The sequence below is a fragment of the Streptomyces sp. NPDC045846 genome (assembly GCF_056431605.1).
In genome coordinates this window covers 375386-390272 of sequence record NZ_JBWKKJ010000007.1, presented here as the reverse complement: position 1 = coordinate 390272, position 14887 = coordinate 375386, and the positions used below count along the sequence as shown (strand labels likewise).

Below are 14887 nucleotides of genomic sequence, written 5' to 3'. Positions count from 1 at the left end.
CCGGAGGCCCATGGCCGCAGCCATCGCCACGCCCTAGGATCGCCCCCGACGTAACGTTCGTTAACGGAGGGGTTGCCATGGCTGAGCAGCGGTTCGGGGAGTTCGTCGTCGTGCGGCGCGAGGGGTACGTCGCCGAGCTGGTGCTCGACCGGCCCAAGGCCATGAACGCCGTCTCCACGGAGATGGCCCGCTCCATCGCCGCCGCCTGCGAGGCGCTCGCCGCCGACCCCGACGCCCGGGTCACCGTCGTGACCTCGACGAACGAGCGGGCCTTCTGCGTCGGCGCCGACCTGAAGGAGCGCAACTCCCTCACGGACGCCGAGCTCGTACGCCAGCGCCCCACCGCCCGCGCCGCCTACACCGGCGTACTCGAACTGCCCATGCCCACCGTCGCCGCCGTGCACGGCTTCGCGCTCGGCGGCGGCTTCGAGCTGGCGCTGGCCTGCGACGTGATCGTGGCGGACGCCACCGCGGTGGTCGGCCTGCCCGAGGTGTCGGTCGGCGTCATCCCCGGCGGCGGCGGTACGCAGCTCCTGCCGCGCCGGGTCGGCGCGGCCCGCGCGGCGGAGCTGGTCTTCACCGCGCGCCGCGTCGAGGCCGTGGAGGCAAGGGAGTTGGGGCTCGTCGACGTCCTGGCCGGGGACGCCCGGACCGAGGCGCTCGCGCTCGCCGGGCGCATGGCGGCCAACTCGCCGGTCGGGCTGCGGGCGGCGAAGCGGGCGATGCGGCTCGGCCAGGGCCTCGACCTGCGGGCGGGCCTGGAGGTCGAGGACGCGGCGTGGCGCTCGGTGGCCTTCTCCGGGGACCGCGCGGAGGGTGTCGCCGCGTTCAACGAGAAGCGGAAGCCGCAGTGGCCCGGGGAGTGATCCGGGTGGTCCAAGCACCCGCTGCCGTCCGGCCGCATGACGGCGTCCCGTGGGTCAAAACCTCCTAAACCTCCCTAAGCTGGAGGAATGGGTGGAGAGGATGCCCGGCTGCGGGCCGTGGTTTCGCTGGCACAGACCATGGCCGCGGCACACACGCCGCGCGAGTCGTGGCGCGCCGCGGCGCTCGGCGCGCGGGACGCGCTCGGCGGGAACTTCGCCGCGCTCTCGGTGTGGGAGCGCGAGCTCGGCCGCCTCCGGGTGCTGGTGAACGAGGGCGAACGGGCCCACGGGGAGGAGGAGTTCCCCGACGACGAGACGTACCCGGTGCACCAGTTCCCCGAGATCACCGAGTTCCTGCACGAGCGGTGGGCGGGCGGCGGCGAGCCCAACGCCTGGGTCGAGACCGCCGTCGCGCCGCCCGAGGGCGAGGTGGGCTACTGCCACGAGCGGGTGACCGCGCTGCGCAGGCGCGGCCGGGGCTGCTGCGTGGTCGCCCCGATCGTGCTGCACGGGCGGGCCTGGGGCGAGCTGTACGTGGCGCGTCCGGTCGGGGTGCCCGTCTTCGACGCGGCCGACGCGGACTTCGCCACCGTGCTGGCCTCCGTCGCGGCGGCGGGCATCGCGCAGACCGAACGCCTCGAAGAGGTGCGCCGCCTCGCCTACACCGATCCGCTCACCGGGCTCGCCAACCGGCGCGCGGTCGACATGAGGCTGGACGAGGCCATCGAGCGGCACCGCGCCGACGGCTCGGTCGTCAGCCTCGTCGTCTGCGATCTGAACGGGCTCAAGCGGGTCAACGACACGCTGGGCCATGCCGTGGGGGACCGGCTCCTGGAGCGCTTCGGCTCGGTGCTCTCGCTGTGCGGGGCGATGCTGCCCGGTGCGCTGGCGGCGCGGCTCGGCGGCGACGAGTTCTGCCTGCTCTCGGTGGGGCCCTCCGCGGACGAGGTCGTGGCCGTGGGCGAGGAACTCTGCCTGCGGGCGGGGGAGTTGGAGCTGGGGGAGGGGGTGGCGTGCGGGGTGGCCTCGACGGGGGACCCGATCGGGCCCGTCCGCTCGGCCCGCCGTCTCTTCCGCCTGGCCGACGCCGCCCAGTACCGGGCGAAGGCGGCTCGGTCGGCGAAGCCGGTGGTGGCGGGGCGGGACGGGGCGGTCCTGCGCCTCGCCGAGAACCCGCCCTCCCCTCCCCACGACCGCCGCCGCTTCCGCGGCCGAGGCTGACCCCCACGCCCTCCGTATCCGCGCCCCGCCTCGCGCAGTTCCCCGCGCCCCCGACCCCTCGTCCGCCTGCGGACCGTGCCCACTTCCCGCGCAGTTCCCCGCGCCCCTAACCCCGTTTTCGTCCGTCGACCGTGCCCGCCTCTCGCGCAGTTCCCCGCGCCCCTGGCGGTACTGGTGCGGGCCGGTGCTGGCATCTTCAGCCCGTCCGGCGTTTGAGGACGAGCGCCCTTAAGGCGCGATCGGGGGTCTGGGGGCGGAGCCCCCAGGAGCGTCTTCACCCCCGGAGGGTTTAGGGAAGGGGCGGGGTGGGGCCTCCGGGGTCTGGGGCGGAGTCCCAGGGGGTGGGTAAGGAGCTACCCGCCGCTCCGCTAGTGACATGACGGGATTCAATCCGTAGGGTGCTGAATATGGATATGCACACTGTCGTGGTGGGGACCTCCGAGACCACCCCCGAGGACGTCATCGCCGTGGCCCGCGGCAACGCGAAGGTCGAGCTCTCCGCCGAGGCGCTCGCCGCGCTGGCCAGGGCCCGCGAGATCGTCGACGCGCTGGCCGCCAAGCCGGAGCCGGTGTACGGCGTCTCCACCGGCTTCGGTGCCCTCGCCTCCCGGCACATCAGCCCCGACCTCCGCGCCCAGCTCCAGCGCAACATCGTGCGCTCGCACGCGGCCGGCATGGGCCCGCGGGTGGAGCGCGAGGTCGTCCGCGCGCTCATGTTCCTGCGCCTGAAGACCGTCGCCTCCGGGCACACCGGCGTACGCCCGTCGGTCGCGCAGACCATGGCCGACGTGCTCAACGCGGGCATCACGCCGGTCGTCCACGAGTACGGCTCGCTCGGCTGCTCCGGCGACCTCGCGCCGCTGTCGCACTGCGCCCTGACCCTCATGGGCGAGGGCGACGCCGAGGGCCCCGACGGGGTCGTGAAGCCCGCGGGCGAGCTGCTCGCCGCGGCCGGGATCACCCCCGTGGAGCTGCGCGAGAAGGAGGGCCTGGCCCTCCTCAACGGCACCGACGGCATGCTCGGCATGCTCTGCATGGCCATCGCCGACCTGAAGAAGCTCTACACCTCGGCCGACATCACCGCCGCGCTCTCCCTCGAAGCGCTCCTCGGCACCGACAAGGTGCTCGCCCCCGAGCTGCACGCCATCCGGCCGCACCCCGGCCAGGGCGCCTCGGCCGCCAACATGCTGGCGGTGCTCAAGGGTTCGGGCCTGACCGGCCACTTCCAGGAGGAAGAGGCGCCCCGCGTCCAGGACGCGTACTCGGTGCGCTGCGCCCCGCAGGTCAACGGCGCGGGTCGCGACACGATCGCGTACGCCCTGACCGTCGCCGAGCGCGAGCTGGCCTCCGCCGTCGACAACCCGGTGGTGCTGCCCGACGGACGGGTCGAGTCCAACGGCAACTTCCACGGCGCCCCGGTCGCCTACGTCCTCGACTTCCTCGCGATCGCCGCCGCCGACCTCGGCTCGATCACCGAGCGCCGCACCGACCGCCTCCTCGACAAGAACCGCAGCCACGGCCTGCCGCCGTTCCTCGCCGACGACGCCGGTGTCGACTCGGGCCTGATGATCGCCCAGTACACGCAGGCCGCCCTGGTCAGCGAGATGAAGCGGCTCGCGGTGCCCGCCTCCGCGGACTCCATCCCGTCCTCCGCCATGCAGGAGGACCACGTGTCCATGGGCTGGTCGGCCGCGCGCAAGCTGCGCACCGCCGTCGACAACCTGGCCCGCATCATCGCCGTCGAGATGTACGCGGCGACCCGCGGCATCGAGCTGCGCAAGGGCCTCACCCCCGCGCCCGCCTCGCAGGCCGCCATCGCCGCGGCCCGCGCGGCCGGTGTCCAGGGCCCGGGCCCGGACCGCTTCCTCGCCCCCGACCTGGCCGCCGCCGACGCCTTCGTACGCGAGGGCGGGCTGGTCGCCGCGGTGGAGCCGGTGACGGGTCGGCTCGCCTGACCGGTTCGCTACTACGGCAGGGGCCGCCCGGGATGTCACATCCCGGGCGGCCCCTTTCCTGTCGTCAACTCCCGTGTACCGAGCGGTAGTCGGCGAGGTCAGCAGGTCCGCGAGCGGCGGACCGAGTACGTCACGAACCCCGCCCCCAGCCCCAGGAACAGGGTGCCGCCGACCAGATAGGGGGAGGTGTCCGCGCCGCCGGTGTCGGCGAGGGCGACGGGGCCTTCGGAGGGGGCGGGGGCGGCCCGGTACGCGGAGTGCGCGGGGGTGGCCGAAGGGCGTTGCTCGTCCGTCGCGTTGGCGGACGGGACGAACCACAGGGCGCAGAGCAGGGTGCCCGCCGCGGTGGCGGTGAGCAGGGGACGACGAGCGACGGACAAGTGAGCGATCCCCTTGCGAGTACGTCGAATTGGCGGGATGCGCTGATGCTAGTGAAAGCAGCGGGTCGCGGGAAAGTCGAGGTTGGCTTGAGCCCTACGCTCCCTGGCATGAGCGAAGAAGAGACATCACGGTATGTGCGGCTCCGCGTCGATTTGGTCCTGGAGATCGAGGACGCGGACCAGTTGGCGGCGGCCGCTCTCGGACGGATCGCCGAGGACCCGGCGATGCGGCCCGAGGAACGCGCGCATGCCGAGGCGGCCGTACGGGAAGACGGAGCGGAGGCCCTCGCCTACCTCGTGGACCCCGTGGACCTCGTGGACGCGCTGCCGGGGGCGGAGCTGGTCCAGGCCTCCTGGAGCAGCGAGCGGGTCGGCTACGACCCCGACGACGAGGAATGGGACCTGGACGAGGAGGACAGCAATGACGAGGAGTGAACAGAGCCGCCGCGAACGGGCGGCGGCCTGACCACGACTGACCGGTGCGCGCGGCCGGTCGGGGCGGGAGGGGCCGGACGCCTTTCGGTGATCTTGCACCGTCCCGCCCCGACCCGTCCGCCCGCGCGTGGTGTGCCCCACATTCACCCCCCGCTGCGGAACCACGGCGAGCGGTCTGATGTTCTAGACGTGATGACTTTCGGGGGACGGCGACGATGGAGAAGCGTGTGAAGACGGAGAGTAAGCGGCGCAAGCAGGGTCTCGCGGCGGCGTGCGCGGTGCTCGGCGGCGTACTGGTCCTTTCTGCCTGCAACGGTGGCGGCGACAAGGGTGCCAAGGCCGACAGCTCGTCGTCGGCCCAGGCGGCGGCCGACAAGGCGGCCGCGAAGGACACCTCGGACGCCAAGATCACCATCACGCCGAAGAACGGCGCCACCAACGTCGGCATCAACAGCGACACCAAGGTCACCGTCGCCCAGGGCAAGCTGACCGACGTCACGCTGACCTCCGCCGACGGCGACAAGGTCACCGGGAAGATATCCGCCGACGGGCTGAGCTGGGCGCCCGACAAGCAGCTGAAGCGCTCGGCCACGTACAAGATCAGTGCGACCGCGGCGGACGCCAAGGGGCGCCAGGCGCACGAGAACGCCTCCTTCACCACCGTCTCCCCGAAGAACAGCTTCATAGGCAGCTTCACGCCCGAGGACGGCTCCACCGTCGGTGTCGGCATGCCGGTGTCGATCAACTTCGACAAGGCGATCACCAACAAGAAGGGCGTGCAGGCCAAGATCACCGTCTCCTCCAGCAGCGGCCAGGAGGTCGTCGGGCACTGGTTCGGCTCGCAGCGCCTGGACTTCCGCCCGCAGGAGTACTGGAAGGAGAACTCGACCGTCACCATGAAGATGGACCTCGACGGCGTCGAGGCCTCCAACGGCATCACCGGTGTCCAGGAGAAGACGGTCACCTTCAAGATCGGCCGCAACCAGGTCTCCACCGTGGACGCGAACACCCACACCATGACCGTCACCCAGGACGGCAAGGTCGTGAAGTCCATCCCGATCTCCGCGGGCTCCCCGGAGCACCCGACGTACAACGGTCAGATGGTGATCTCCGAGAAGTACAAGGAGACCCGCATGAACGGTGCGACGGTCGGCTTCACGGACGACGACGGCAAGGGCGAGTACGACATCAAGGACGTGCCGCATGCCATGCGCCTGTCGGCCTCCGGCACCTTCATCCACGGCAACTACTGGGGCGCCAAGTCGATCTTCGGCAGCGCCAACACCAGCCACGGCTGCGTCGGCCTGTCCGACACCAAGGGCGCCGGCGACGACGGCACCTCGGCCGCCTGGTTCTACAACAACTCGATCACCGGCGACGTCGTCATCGTCAAGAACTCCCACGACAAGACGGTCCAGCCCGACAACGGCCTCAACGGCTGGAACATGAGCTGGGACCAGTGGAAGGCCGGCTCCGCCGTCTGATCCACCACGGGCCCCCGGCGGGGGCCGTCAGTTCGCCGAGGGCCCCGCATGCCGGGGCCCTCGCCCGTGGCGGAGCCCTCAGGCCGCCCGCACCGGCTGGTCGGCGCTCCAGCTGCCGAGCAGCCGCAGCGACTCCTGTGACGCCGAGCCCGGCTCCGCGTGGAAGGTGACCAGCGACAGGTCGTGCGCGTCCGGCAGCTTCAGCGTCTCGTACGCCAGCGTCAGCTCGCCCACCACCGGGTGGCGCAGCCGCTTCACGCCGTGTCCCTTGTCGGCGACGGTGTGCGCCGCCCACATGGAGCGGAACTCCTCGCTCTTGACCGACAACTCCCCGATCAGCGCCGTGAGTTGGGGATCGTCGGGATAGCAGCCCGCGCACAGCCGCAGCACGCTCACCACGTCGACGGCCTTGTTGTGCCAGTCGACGTACAGCGAACGCGACGCCGGGTCGAGGAAGACGTGGCGCGCCAGGTTCCGCTCCTGCGGCGGCAGCCGGGACAGGTCGCCGAGCAGCGCGGCCGCCATCCGGTTCCAGGCGAGGATGTCCAGGCGCGGCCCGACGAGGTAGGCGGGCACGCCCTCCATCGCGTCGATGAGCTGCTGGAGCGCCGGACGGAACTCGTGCGCCCGGGCCGCCGAGGCGCGCTTCTTCTTCGCCTTGCCCTTGGCGAGGTGGGTGAGGTGGTTCTGCTCGGTGTCGTTCAGGCGCAGCGCCCGCCCGATCGCCTCCAGGACCTCCACCGACACGTTCTGCGCGTTGCCCTGCTCCAGGCGCGTGTAGTACGCCACCGACACCCCGGCCAGCTGAGCCAGCTCCTCCCGGCGCAGCCCCGGCACCCTGCGGTGGCGCCCGTGGTCGGGCAGCCCCACGTCCTCCGGCTTCAGCCGGGCCCGGCGGGAGCGGAGGAATTCGCTGAGTTCGGCGCGCTGGTCCATGACACCCCAGTATCCGTGGTCCCCGCCCTGGTCGTACGACCACGAGCCTGACCCTGTCAGTGGTACGCACGCTGGTCGTAGGCAGAACAGGTGTCTGGGTGGCGGGCGCCGACTGGGGCAGGCTGGATGGCGTACCCGAAGATCTGAGGAGAACGGCAATGACCACCGTCGCCGCCTACGCCGCCCCCGCCGCCAAGGCTCCGCTGGAGCGCACCACCATCGAACGCCGCCCGGTGGGCCCGAACGACGTACTCATCGAGATCAAGTACGCCGGTATCTGTCACTCCGACATCCACCAGGCCAACGAGGGCTGGGGCCAGGCCATCTTCCCGATGGTGCCGGGCCACGAGATCGCCGGTGTGATCACCGAGGTCGGCTCCGCCGTCACCCGGTTCCAGGTCGGCGACCGCGCGGGAGTGGGCTGCTTCGTCGACTCCTGCGGGGTGTGCGAGGCCTGCGTGTCGGGGCAGAACCAGTTCTGCGCCAACGGCACCTCCACCTACAACGCCGTCGGCAAGGACGGGCTGCCCACCTACGGCGGCTACTCCACCCACATCGTCGTGGACGCCGACCACACCCTGCGCATCCCCGACAGCATCCCGCTGGACGTCGCGGCCCCGCTGCTGTGTGCCGGGATCACCCTGTACTCCCCGCTCAAGCGCTGGCAGGCGGGCCCCGGCAAGAAGGTCGCCATCCTCGGGCTCGGCGGCCTCGGTCACATGGGCGTGAAGATCGCGCACGCGATGGGCGCCGAGGTGACCGTGCTCAGCCAGTCGCTGCGCAAGAAGGACGACGGCCTCAAGCTGGGCGCCGACCACTACTACGCGACCAGCGACGAGGACACCTTCAAGCAGCTCGCGGGCTCGCTCGACCTCATCGTCTCCACCGTGTCCGCGCCGCTGGACCTGGGCGCGTACCTCTCGCTCCTGAAGACCGGCGGCGCGTTCGTCAACGTGGGCGCCCCCGAGGAGCCGAACGCGCTCAACATGTTCGGCCTCATCGGCGGCAACAAGATCCTCGCCGGTTCGATGATCGGCTCCATCGCCGAGACCCAGGAGATGCTCGACTTCTGCGCCGAGCACGGCCTGGGTGCCGAGATCGAGCTGATCCGCGCCGACCAGATCAACGAGGCGTACGCGCGGGTGCTCGCCAGCGACGTGCGCTACCGCTTCGTGATCGACACCGCCACGATCTGATCCGCCCGGCCCGACCGCGCCGGATCGATCCGGCCCGGCCGAGCCCGCCGACGGCCCCGGAGGAACCCCCGCCTCCGGGGCCGTCGGCACGCCTGCCTTACCCCGGCGGTAATCGACCGCCCCCGCACGGCCGGGACATGATCGGAGCGTTCGCACGGAAGACCAACGCCAGGAGGACGACGTGACCGCTTACGCCATCGGCAACCTGCGCCCGCCCACCCACCTGGACGAGCAGGTCTTCGTCTACATGGAGCGCATCCAGGCCACGCTGGCCCCCTTCGGCGGCCGCTTCCTCGTGCACAACGCGCCCCTGGAGGTCCGCGAGGGCGCGTGGCCCGAGGCGCTCGTGATCATCGGCTTCCCGGGCATCGAGGAGGCGCGCGCCTGGTACGACTCCGCCGCCTACCAGGAGCTCATCCCGCTGCGCGCCGACCACATCCCGGGCGACGTGGTCCTCGTCGAGGGCGTCGCGGACGGCTATGACGCGGGGCGGACGGCCGCCGCGTTCCGCGCGGCGCAGCTCGCGGTCACGGCGGAGCATGGGTAGGGCCCGGCCGCGGTGAGTGCAGGCGCGAGCCCAAGTCCGGTGCTTGTTCAGGGAGTTCGGGCCGACGGCGACCGAGGGACGGGGACGTCCGCACCGGTCGGGACGGCGCCGGTCTCGACGGGGGCCGTCCGCTCGGGCGGCCGGTGCAGGGCGTGCAGGCAGAGCCCGCCGACGATGAGCGCGAGGCCCGCCCACGCGGTCGGGGCCGGGGTCGCGACGCCGGTCACCAGGGCCTCGCCCGCCAGCGTGAAGGGCACCTCGGCGGCCTGGGTCGCCTCCACCGCGCCGAGCGCGGCGGGCCGGTCCCGTACGAGGTCGGTGGCGCGGAAGAACAGGGTGGTCGCCACCACCCCCGACACCAGCGCGACGATCAGGCACTGGACCACCTGGTCCCGCCCCGGGGCACCGGCGCGCAGGCCCGCCGTGCCGGCCAGGGCCAGCCACAGCGGCAGCGAGCCGAGCGTCATGGCGAGCGTGCGCTGCACCCCGTCGAGGCCGTCGCGGCCGAGCAGCCGCCGGTTGCCGAGCGGGTAGGCGACGGCCGCGACCAGGACCGGCACGACGACCCGGGCCACCGAGCCCGCGTCCAGGCCGTGCGCGTTCTGGGTCTGGGCGAGCGCGACCCCGGCCACGATGAGCAGCGAGACCGCGAGGGTGCGGCGCGGCACCCGCCCGCCGATCACGATGCCCGCGACGATCACGAGCTGCCACGTCGCCGCGAGCAGCCACCCCGCACCCTCCCCGCTGGCCCAGGTGAGCGGCGCGTAGAACAGCCCGAACCCGACGGTCGACCAGCCGAGCCAGGTGCCGGGCCGGGCGCGCAGACTCCGTACGACGCCGGGCAGGCCGCCCCGTGCCCACACGAGCAGCACCAGCGGCGGCAGCATGAACAGATAGCGCAGGCTCGCGGTCCACAACCAGGAGCCGCCCGCCACGCTCATCTCGCGGTTGAGCACGAAGCTGGCGGCGAAGCACGCGGCCGCACCCACGCCCAGGGCCATGGGTGCGGCGGTACCGCTGTTCCTGCTCACGCCCGTACTCCCTGCGGCTCGCACCCGGCAACGGACTAAAATGTTAGTCGTGACCGCAGAACCCCCGGCCCCCGCCCCCTCCTCCGCGCCCGAGCGGCCCCGCCGACTGCTGCGCGACGCCGCGTACGAGGCGCTGCTCGCGTCGATCGTCTCGGGCGAGCTCGCCCCCGGCGCGAAGCTGAGCGACGTGGAACTCGCCGCCCGCCTCGGCCTCTCGCGCGCCCCGGTCCGCGACGCCCTGGCCCGGCTGGCCACCGAACGGCTCGTCGTCTCCAAGCCCCAGAGCTACACGCGGGTCGCGCCGCTGGTGGCCGAGGAGATCCGGGGGGCGCTGGCCGTGGTGGGCGCGATGCACACCCTCGCGGTCCGCGAGGCCCTGCCGCGCCTGCGGCCGGACGACCTGGCCCGGATGCGCGCGATCAACGAGGAGTTCGTACGAGCCGTGACCGCGGGCGACGTCGCGGCGGCGATCACCGCCGACGACGCCTTCCACGCCGTCCCGGTCACCGCGAGCGGCAACCGGCCGCTCGCCGACACGGTGGCCCGCTACACCCCGCTGTTGCGCCGCCTGGAACACCAGCGCTTCTCCAGCACGGCGGCCCGCGCCTCGGCCGCCCGCCACGAGGAACTGATCGCGGCGTGCGAGGCGGGGGCCGCGGACCGGGCGGCGGAGATCTCGTACGAGATCTGGGCGGAACTGGAGTGAACCGGGGGCGAGTTCGGGCGCCCGGGCGATAGCGGTGCTCGCCGGGCAGCGGGCGCGAGAGGCGGTCCTCACCGCGCCCGGCCTCGACGCGAGGGGCGAGGGGCGAGGCGATCGGCCTGCTCGCGATGGCGGCCGGGCTCGGCACGGGCATCCTGGTGGGCCGGCGGGACGCGGTGTCGGCGACGGAGGTGCTGAAGCCGCACCTTGCCCCGGTCTTCCGGGCGGGCCAGGAGGTCAGCGCCGGCGTCCCCGGGCGGGGTGGGGGTGGTGGCGGATCTCCACGTCGGCGTCCGTGGCCGCCGAGAGGTCCCCGCGCCCCCGCGCCGCCCGCCGCCGCAGCACCATCTCCGCGCACACGGCACACCCCTGCGCGGGCTGGGGCGGCGCGTGCGGCAGCGCGAGATGTACGGGGTCCCCCATGGTCGTCCTCGGATCGCTCACGCCTACCGCCTGTCCGGCCGATTGTCGCGGTCGCAAGCAATTCACCCGGACCCGCGCCCCGCTATGCCACGAACCGGCCGGACTCCCCCGAACGGTCCCCAGTCCTCGGCTCCGGTGGCCAGGTCGCGGCCCGGGCGGTCGGTCACCGCCCTGTGCCCATCGAGCGGAGGAGGGGACCCACCCCAGGGATCAGCCCTTGGGGAGCGGGCCCGCTCGTCCGGGGCGAAGGGGCCCAACCCCAGGGATCAGCCCTCGGCGCGGGCCACGCCGATCGGGCAGGACACCCCCGTGCCCCCGATCCCGCAGTACCCCGCGGGGTTCTTGTCCAGGTACTGCTGGTGGTACGGCTCCGCGGCGTAGAACGGGCGGCCCTCCGCGGGGAGGAGTTCTGTGGTGATCGTGCCGTGGCCGGAGCCCGTCAGGACCTTCTGGTAGGTCTCGCGGGAGGCCCGGGCCGTGGCTTCCTGGGCGGGGGTGTGGGTGTAGATCGCCGAGCGGTACTGGGTGCCCACGTCGTTGCCCTGGCGGAAGCCCTGGGTCGGGTCGTGGGACTCCCAGAACACCTTCAGGAGCTGCTCGTACGAGACGAGCGTCGGGTCGTAGACCACCCGGACCGCCTCGGTGTGGCCGGTCAGGCCCGAGCAGACCTCCTCGTACGCGGGGTTCACCGTGCTGCCGCCCTGGTAGCCGACCAGGGTCGTCCAGACGCCCGGCAGCTGCCAGAACTTGCGCTCGGCGCCCCAGAAACAGCCCATCCCGAAGTCCGCGATCTCCAGGCCCTCGGGGTAGGGCCCGGCCAGCGGGTTGCCCAGGACCGTGTGCCGGGAGGGCAGGGTGAACTCGGGCTCCGGGCGTCCCTTGAGGGCCTGCTCGGGGGTGGGCAGCTCGGGCGTACGGCGGCCGAAGATCATCGGGGGCTCCTCGAAGTGTGGATGCCTAGGGAGAACGTACGGCCGGGCCAAGAGATTCCGGCCACCGCACCAAGCCGCACCGGCCATCGCACCGGCCGCGACGGCACCGCATCGGCCAACCACCGGCCGCGACGGCACCGCATCGGCCATCGCACCGGCCGCGACGGCACCCCACCGGCCGCTACGGCCGCCGCAGCGTCGCCGGGCTGCCGCCGTTCGCCTCGTACCCCGCGACCGCCAGGGCACGGTGCAGCGCGTAGGCCGCCGCCGGGTCCTCGGAGACCGTCCAGGGGAGGGCTCCCACGTAGCCGTCCAGGGCCACGAACTGGTCCATCGCCTCCGACCAGCGCGCGGCGCCCACCAGGAAGTGGGCCAGCAGGTGGCGGACCTGGGGCAGGACCGGGTCGTCGGGGCGGGCCTGGTGGACGGCGTGCAGCGCGCCCTCCATGGCGCGGCTGACCACCGCCGTGCCGTAGAAGTCGTTCACCATGGCGTCCGTGGCGTGTTCGTACACCGCGAAGAGCGGCAGCGCGGCCAGCAGCGAACCGTGCGGGGCGCGGGCCGCGGAGGCCGTCGCGAACTCGTCGGCCTGGGCGCGCGAGCCGTGCCACTTCTCGCAGTGGTAGTGCAGCGCCGCGAGATGGGCGCCCATGTGGTGCGGGGCTCGGTCCATGACCTTGGCCCACAGCTGGTCGAACTCCGGGCGCGGATAGGCGAGTCCACGGGCCACGGCGAGCTCGATCACGTACGGAACCGGGTCGCCCGGGGCGAGCAGCGCGGCCTCGCCGCAGACCGTGCGCGCCTCCTCCAGGATGATCCGGAAGTCGTCCTGGCCGACCGACGAGGACCGCCAGGCCTGCTGGACCAGGAACTCCGCGTGCACCTGCGCGGCCCCCGCGTCCTTCGGCGCCTCGGAGCGCCAGGTGCGCAGCCAGGCACCGCCGACGCCGGGGCGCTGGGCGAGTTCGAGGGACGCGGCCCCCGCGAACGCCTGGACGCGCTGCCAGCGCCGCTCGCCCTCCTTCGGCGTTCCGGCGAGCAGCTGCGCGGCCGGCTTCCAGTTCTGGGTCTGCTGCACGACCGCGAGCACGTCGAGGAGATCCTGGTCGGGCCCGGGCATGCGGACGTCGAGCTCCTCCTGGAGCAGGAAGCCGTACGCCGCCGGGTCGGCCGCGTCCGGGGCTCCGGGCCGGGACAGCCGGATTCCGCCCCCGCCCCGACGGAACACGAACCGGCCGATGATCGCGAAGAGCACGCACAGCGCGAGCAGGGTCCACAGAATCTCCATGTCCACCAGCGAACCAGACGGCGGCGGGATATGACGAACCCGGCGGGTCGACGAACTAGGCTCTGGAGCCATGAGCCACAAGCACGCAGATGATGCGGTCAAGAGCTTCGAGACCCTCGCGATCCATGCCGGGAACACCGCGGATCCGCTGACCGGCGCGGTCGTACCCCCGATCTACCAGGTCTCCACCTACAAGCAGGACGGCGTCGGCGGCCTGCGCGGCGGTTACGAGTACAGCCGCAGCGCCAACCCGACGCGGACGGCCCTCGAAGAGAACCTGGCGGCCGTCGAAGGCGGCGTCCGCGGCCTCGCCTTCGCCTCCGGCCTGGCCGCCGAGGACTGCCTGCTGCGTACGCTGCTGGCCCCCGGCGACCACGTCGTGATCCCGAACGACGCCTACGGCGGCACGTTCCGCCTGTTCGCGAAGGTCGTCTCGCGCTGGGGCGTCGAGTGGTCGGTCGCCGACACCTCCGACCCGGCCTCGGTGCGGGCCGCGATCACCGACCGTACGAAGGTCGTCTGGGTGGAGACGCCCTCCAACCCGCTGCTCGGCATCACCGACATCGCGGCCGTCGCCGAGGTCGCCTCCGCCGCGGGCGCCCGGCTCGTGGTCGACAACACCTTCGCGAGCCCCTACCTCCAGCAGCCCCTCTCGCTCGGCGCGGACATCGTCGTGCACTCCCTGACCAAGTACATGGGCGGCCACTCCGACGTCGTGGGCGGCGCGCTGATCACCAACTCGGCCGAGATCGGCGAGGAGTTGGCGTACCACCAGAACGCGATGGGCGCGGTCGCCGGGCCCTTCGACTCGTGGCTGGTGCTGCGCGGCATCAAGACGCTCCCGGTGCGCATGGACCGGCACAGCGAGAACGCGGGCAAGGTCGCCGAGATGCTGACCCGGCACCCCAAGGTCACCCAGGTCCTGTACCCGGGGCTGCCCGAGCACCCGGGCCACGACGTCGCGGCCAAGCAGATGCGGGCCTTCGGCGGCATGGTGTCCTTCCGCGTCGAGGGCGGCGAGCAGGCGGCGGTCGAGGTCTGCAACCGTACGAAGCTGTTCACGCTCGGCGAGTCCCTCGGCGGCGTGGAGTCGCTGATCGAGCACCCGGGCCGCATGACGCACGCCAGCGTCGCGGGCTCCGCCCTGGAGGTCCCGGCGGACCTCGTCCGCGTCTCGGTGGGCATCGAGAACGCCGACGACCTCCTCGCCGACCTGCGGCAGGCGCTGGGCTAGAGCCCTTCGACGGGTGGCGTCACCGTAGAGGGCGGCGCCACCCACGGCTGGGCCGTCGAGGCCCAGACCAGAAAGGCGATCACCGCCACCGCGAGCAGCAGCCACAGCGTGCGGCGCACCACGCGCCGCCGGTGCAGCACGCGAAGCCCCAACTCGGCCGCCCGCGCGGCCAGTTCGACGGGGACGACCGGGTGCGGCCCGCTCTCCAGGAGCCTGCGGACCTCGGCGGTCTTGCGATCGGGCATGCTCATCGGCC

At 72.8% G+C, this 14887-nt stretch carries 16 protein-coding genes; 9 read left to right on the top strand and 7 right to left on the bottom strand.

Translation table 11 applies throughout. The features are described from left to right. The first annotated feature begins 77 nt into the window (after positions 1 to 77). The 3 genes from AC07F3_RS22035 to hutH all read left to right on the top strand — a co-directional run bounded on the left by AC07F3_RS22035 (position 78) and on the right by hutH (position 4042). Complete coding sequence (locus AC07F3_RS22035; protein ID WP_479116162.1) at positions 78 to 866, top strand: enoyl-CoA hydratase/isomerase family protein; 789 nt, start codon at positions 78 to 80, stop codon at positions 864 to 866. Between the two features lie 87 nt (positions 867 to 953). After that, positions 954 to 2087, top strand: a complete 1134-nt coding sequence (locus AC07F3_RS22030) for a GGDEF domain-containing protein (protein WP_479116161.1) — start codon at positions 954 to 956, stop codon at positions 2085 to 2087. A gap of 413 nt (positions 2088 to 2500) precedes the next feature. Next, positions 2501 to 4042, top strand: a complete 1542-nt coding sequence (gene hutH / locus AC07F3_RS22025) for a histidine ammonia-lyase (RefSeq protein WP_479116278.1) — start codon at positions 2501 to 2503, stop codon at positions 4040 to 4042. Positions 4043 to 4140: 98 nt separating this feature from the next. Here the strand turns inward: hutH and AC07F3_RS22020 are convergent, their stop codons facing one another. After that, the gene (locus tag AC07F3_RS22020; RefSeq protein WP_479116160.1) at positions 4141 to 4422 is read right to left on the bottom strand and encodes an LPXTG cell wall anchor domain-containing protein; all 282 of its coding nucleotides are present in this window, start codon (positions 4420 to 4422) and stop codon (positions 4141 to 4143) included. 108 nt (positions 4423 to 4530) lie between these two features. Here AC07F3_RS22020 and AC07F3_RS22015 point away from each other — a divergent pair, with 108 nt between their 5' ends. Next, positions 4531 to 4857 carry a hypothetical protein gene (locus AC07F3_RS22015; RefSeq protein ID WP_479116159.1) on the top strand — a complete coding sequence of 109 codons (327 nt, stop codon included), beginning with the start codon at positions 4531 to 4533 and terminating at the stop codon, positions 4855 to 4857. 215 nt (positions 4858 to 5072) lie between these two features. Then, on the top strand, positions 5073 to 6341 hold the full coding sequence (locus tag AC07F3_RS22010) for a L,D-transpeptidase (RefSeq protein WP_479116158.1): 1269 nt from the start codon (positions 5073 to 5075) through the stop codon (positions 6339 to 6341). Between the two features lie 78 nt (positions 6342 to 6419). Here AC07F3_RS22010 and AC07F3_RS22005 read toward each other — a convergent pair whose 3' ends face one another. After that, positions 6420 to 7277 (bottom strand): helix-turn-helix domain-containing protein, encoded by an 858-nt coding sequence (locus AC07F3_RS22005; RefSeq protein ID WP_479116157.1) that lies wholly within the window; start codon positions 7275 to 7277, stop codon positions 6420 to 6422. A gap of 158 nt (positions 7278 to 7435) precedes the next feature. On the opposite strand from AC07F3_RS22005, the gene AC07F3_RS22000 reads away from it, so the two are divergent. Beyond that, positions 7436 to 8473 carry an NAD(P)-dependent alcohol dehydrogenase gene (locus AC07F3_RS22000; RefSeq protein WP_479116156.1) on the top strand — a complete coding sequence of 346 codons (1038 nt, stop codon included), beginning with the start codon at positions 7436 to 7438 and terminating at the stop codon, positions 8471 to 8473. A 181-nt stretch (positions 8474 to 8654) separates the two neighbouring features. Then, positions 8655 to 9020, top strand: coding sequence for a DUF1330 domain-containing protein (locus AC07F3_RS21995; protein ID WP_479116155.1), 366 nt, complete (start codon positions 8655 to 8657; stop codon positions 9018 to 9020). A 47-nt stretch (positions 9021 to 9067) separates the two neighbouring features. Here the strand turns inward: AC07F3_RS21995 and AC07F3_RS21990 are convergent, their stop codons facing one another. Further along, positions 9068 to 10051, bottom strand: coding sequence for a DMT family transporter (locus tag AC07F3_RS21990; protein WP_479116154.1), 984 nt, complete (start codon positions 10049 to 10051; stop codon positions 9068 to 9070). A 49-nt stretch (positions 10052 to 10100) separates the two neighbouring features. Between AC07F3_RS21990 and AC07F3_RS21985 the strand changes: the two genes are divergently transcribed. Next, positions 10101 to 10757, top strand: coding sequence for a GntR family transcriptional regulator (locus AC07F3_RS21985; RefSeq protein ID WP_479116153.1), 657 nt, complete (start codon positions 10101 to 10103; stop codon positions 10755 to 10757). Positions 10758 to 10991: 234 nt separating this feature from the next. Here the strand turns inward: AC07F3_RS21985 and AC07F3_RS21980 are convergent, their stop codons facing one another. The 3 genes from AC07F3_RS21980 to AC07F3_RS21970 all read right to left on the bottom strand — a co-directional run bounded on the left by AC07F3_RS21980 (position 10992) and on the right by AC07F3_RS21970 (position 13397). Next, positions 10992 to 11177, bottom strand: a complete 186-nt coding sequence (locus tag AC07F3_RS21980; protein ID WP_479116152.1) for a hypothetical protein — start codon at positions 11175 to 11177, stop codon at positions 10992 to 10994. 266 nt (positions 11178 to 11443) lie between these two features. After that, positions 11444 to 12109, bottom strand: a complete 666-nt coding sequence (msrA, locus tag AC07F3_RS21975; RefSeq protein WP_479116151.1) for a peptide-methionine (S)-S-oxide reductase MsrA — start codon at positions 12107 to 12109, stop codon at positions 11444 to 11446. Positions 12110 to 12290: 181 nt separating this feature from the next. After that, positions 12291 to 13397, bottom strand: a complete 1107-nt coding sequence (locus AC07F3_RS21970; RefSeq protein WP_479116150.1) for a hypothetical protein — start codon at positions 13395 to 13397, stop codon at positions 12291 to 12293. A 70-nt stretch (positions 13398 to 13467) separates the two neighbouring features. Between AC07F3_RS21970 and AC07F3_RS21965 the strand changes: the two genes are divergently transcribed. Next, positions 13468 to 14631, top strand: coding sequence for a cystathionine gamma-synthase (locus AC07F3_RS21965; RefSeq protein WP_479116149.1), 1164 nt, complete (start codon positions 13468 to 13470; stop codon positions 14629 to 14631). Here AC07F3_RS21965 and AC07F3_RS21960 read toward each other — a convergent pair. Continuing rightward, complete coding sequence (locus AC07F3_RS21960; RefSeq protein ID WP_479116148.1) at positions 14628 to 14882, bottom strand: hypothetical protein; 255 nt, start codon at positions 14880 to 14882, stop codon at positions 14628 to 14630. The genes AC07F3_RS21965 and AC07F3_RS21960 overlap by 4 nt on opposite strands. Positions 14883 to 14887: the final 5 nt, after the last annotated feature.

Bases quoted from the DNA above. Each gene is read 5' to 3' on its own strand.
- AC07F3_RS22035 (WP_479116162.1), top strand. From the start codon at position 78: ATGGCTGAGCAGCGGTTCGGGGAGTTCGTCGTCGTGCGGCGCGAGGGG.
- AC07F3_RS22030 (WP_479116161.1), top strand. From the start codon at position 954: ATGGGTGGAGAGGATGCCCGGCTGCGGGCCGTGGTTTCGCTGGCACAG.
- hutH (WP_479116278.1), top strand. From the start codon at position 2,501: ATGCACACTGTCGTGGTGGGGACCTCCGAGACCACCCCCGAGGACGTC.
- AC07F3_RS22015 (WP_479116159.1), top strand. From the start codon at position 4,531: ATGAGCGAAGAAGAGACATCACGGTATGTGCGGCTCCGCGTCGATTTG.
- AC07F3_RS22010 (WP_479116158.1), top strand. From the start codon at position 5,073: ATGGAGAAGCGTGTGAAGACGGAGAGTAAGCGGCGCAAGCAGGGTCTC.
- AC07F3_RS22005 (WP_479116157.1), bottom strand. From the start codon at position 7,277: ATGGACCAGCGCGCCGAACTCAGCGAATTCCTCCGCTCCCGCCGGGCC.
- AC07F3_RS22000 (WP_479116156.1), top strand. From the start codon at position 7,436: ATGACCACCGTCGCCGCCTACGCCGCCCCCGCCGCCAAGGCTCCGCTG.
- AC07F3_RS21980 (WP_479116152.1), bottom strand. From the start codon at position 11,177: ATGGGGGACCCCGTACATCTCGCGCTGCCGCACGCGCCGCCCCAGCCC.
- msrA (WP_479116151.1), bottom strand. From the start codon at position 12,109: ATGATCTTCGGCCGCCGTACGCCCGAGCTGCCCACCCCCGAGCAGGCC.
- AC07F3_RS21970 (WP_479116150.1), bottom strand. From the start codon at position 13,397: ATGGAGATTCTGTGGACCCTGCTCGCGCTGTGCGTGCTCTTCGCGATC.
- AC07F3_RS21965 (WP_479116149.1), top strand. From the start codon at position 13,468: ATGAGCCACAAGCACGCAGATGATGCGGTCAAGAGCTTCGAGACCCTC.
- AC07F3_RS21960 (WP_479116148.1), bottom strand. From the start codon at position 14,882: ATGAGCATGCCCGATCGCAAGACCGCCGAGGTCCGCAGGCTCCTGGAG.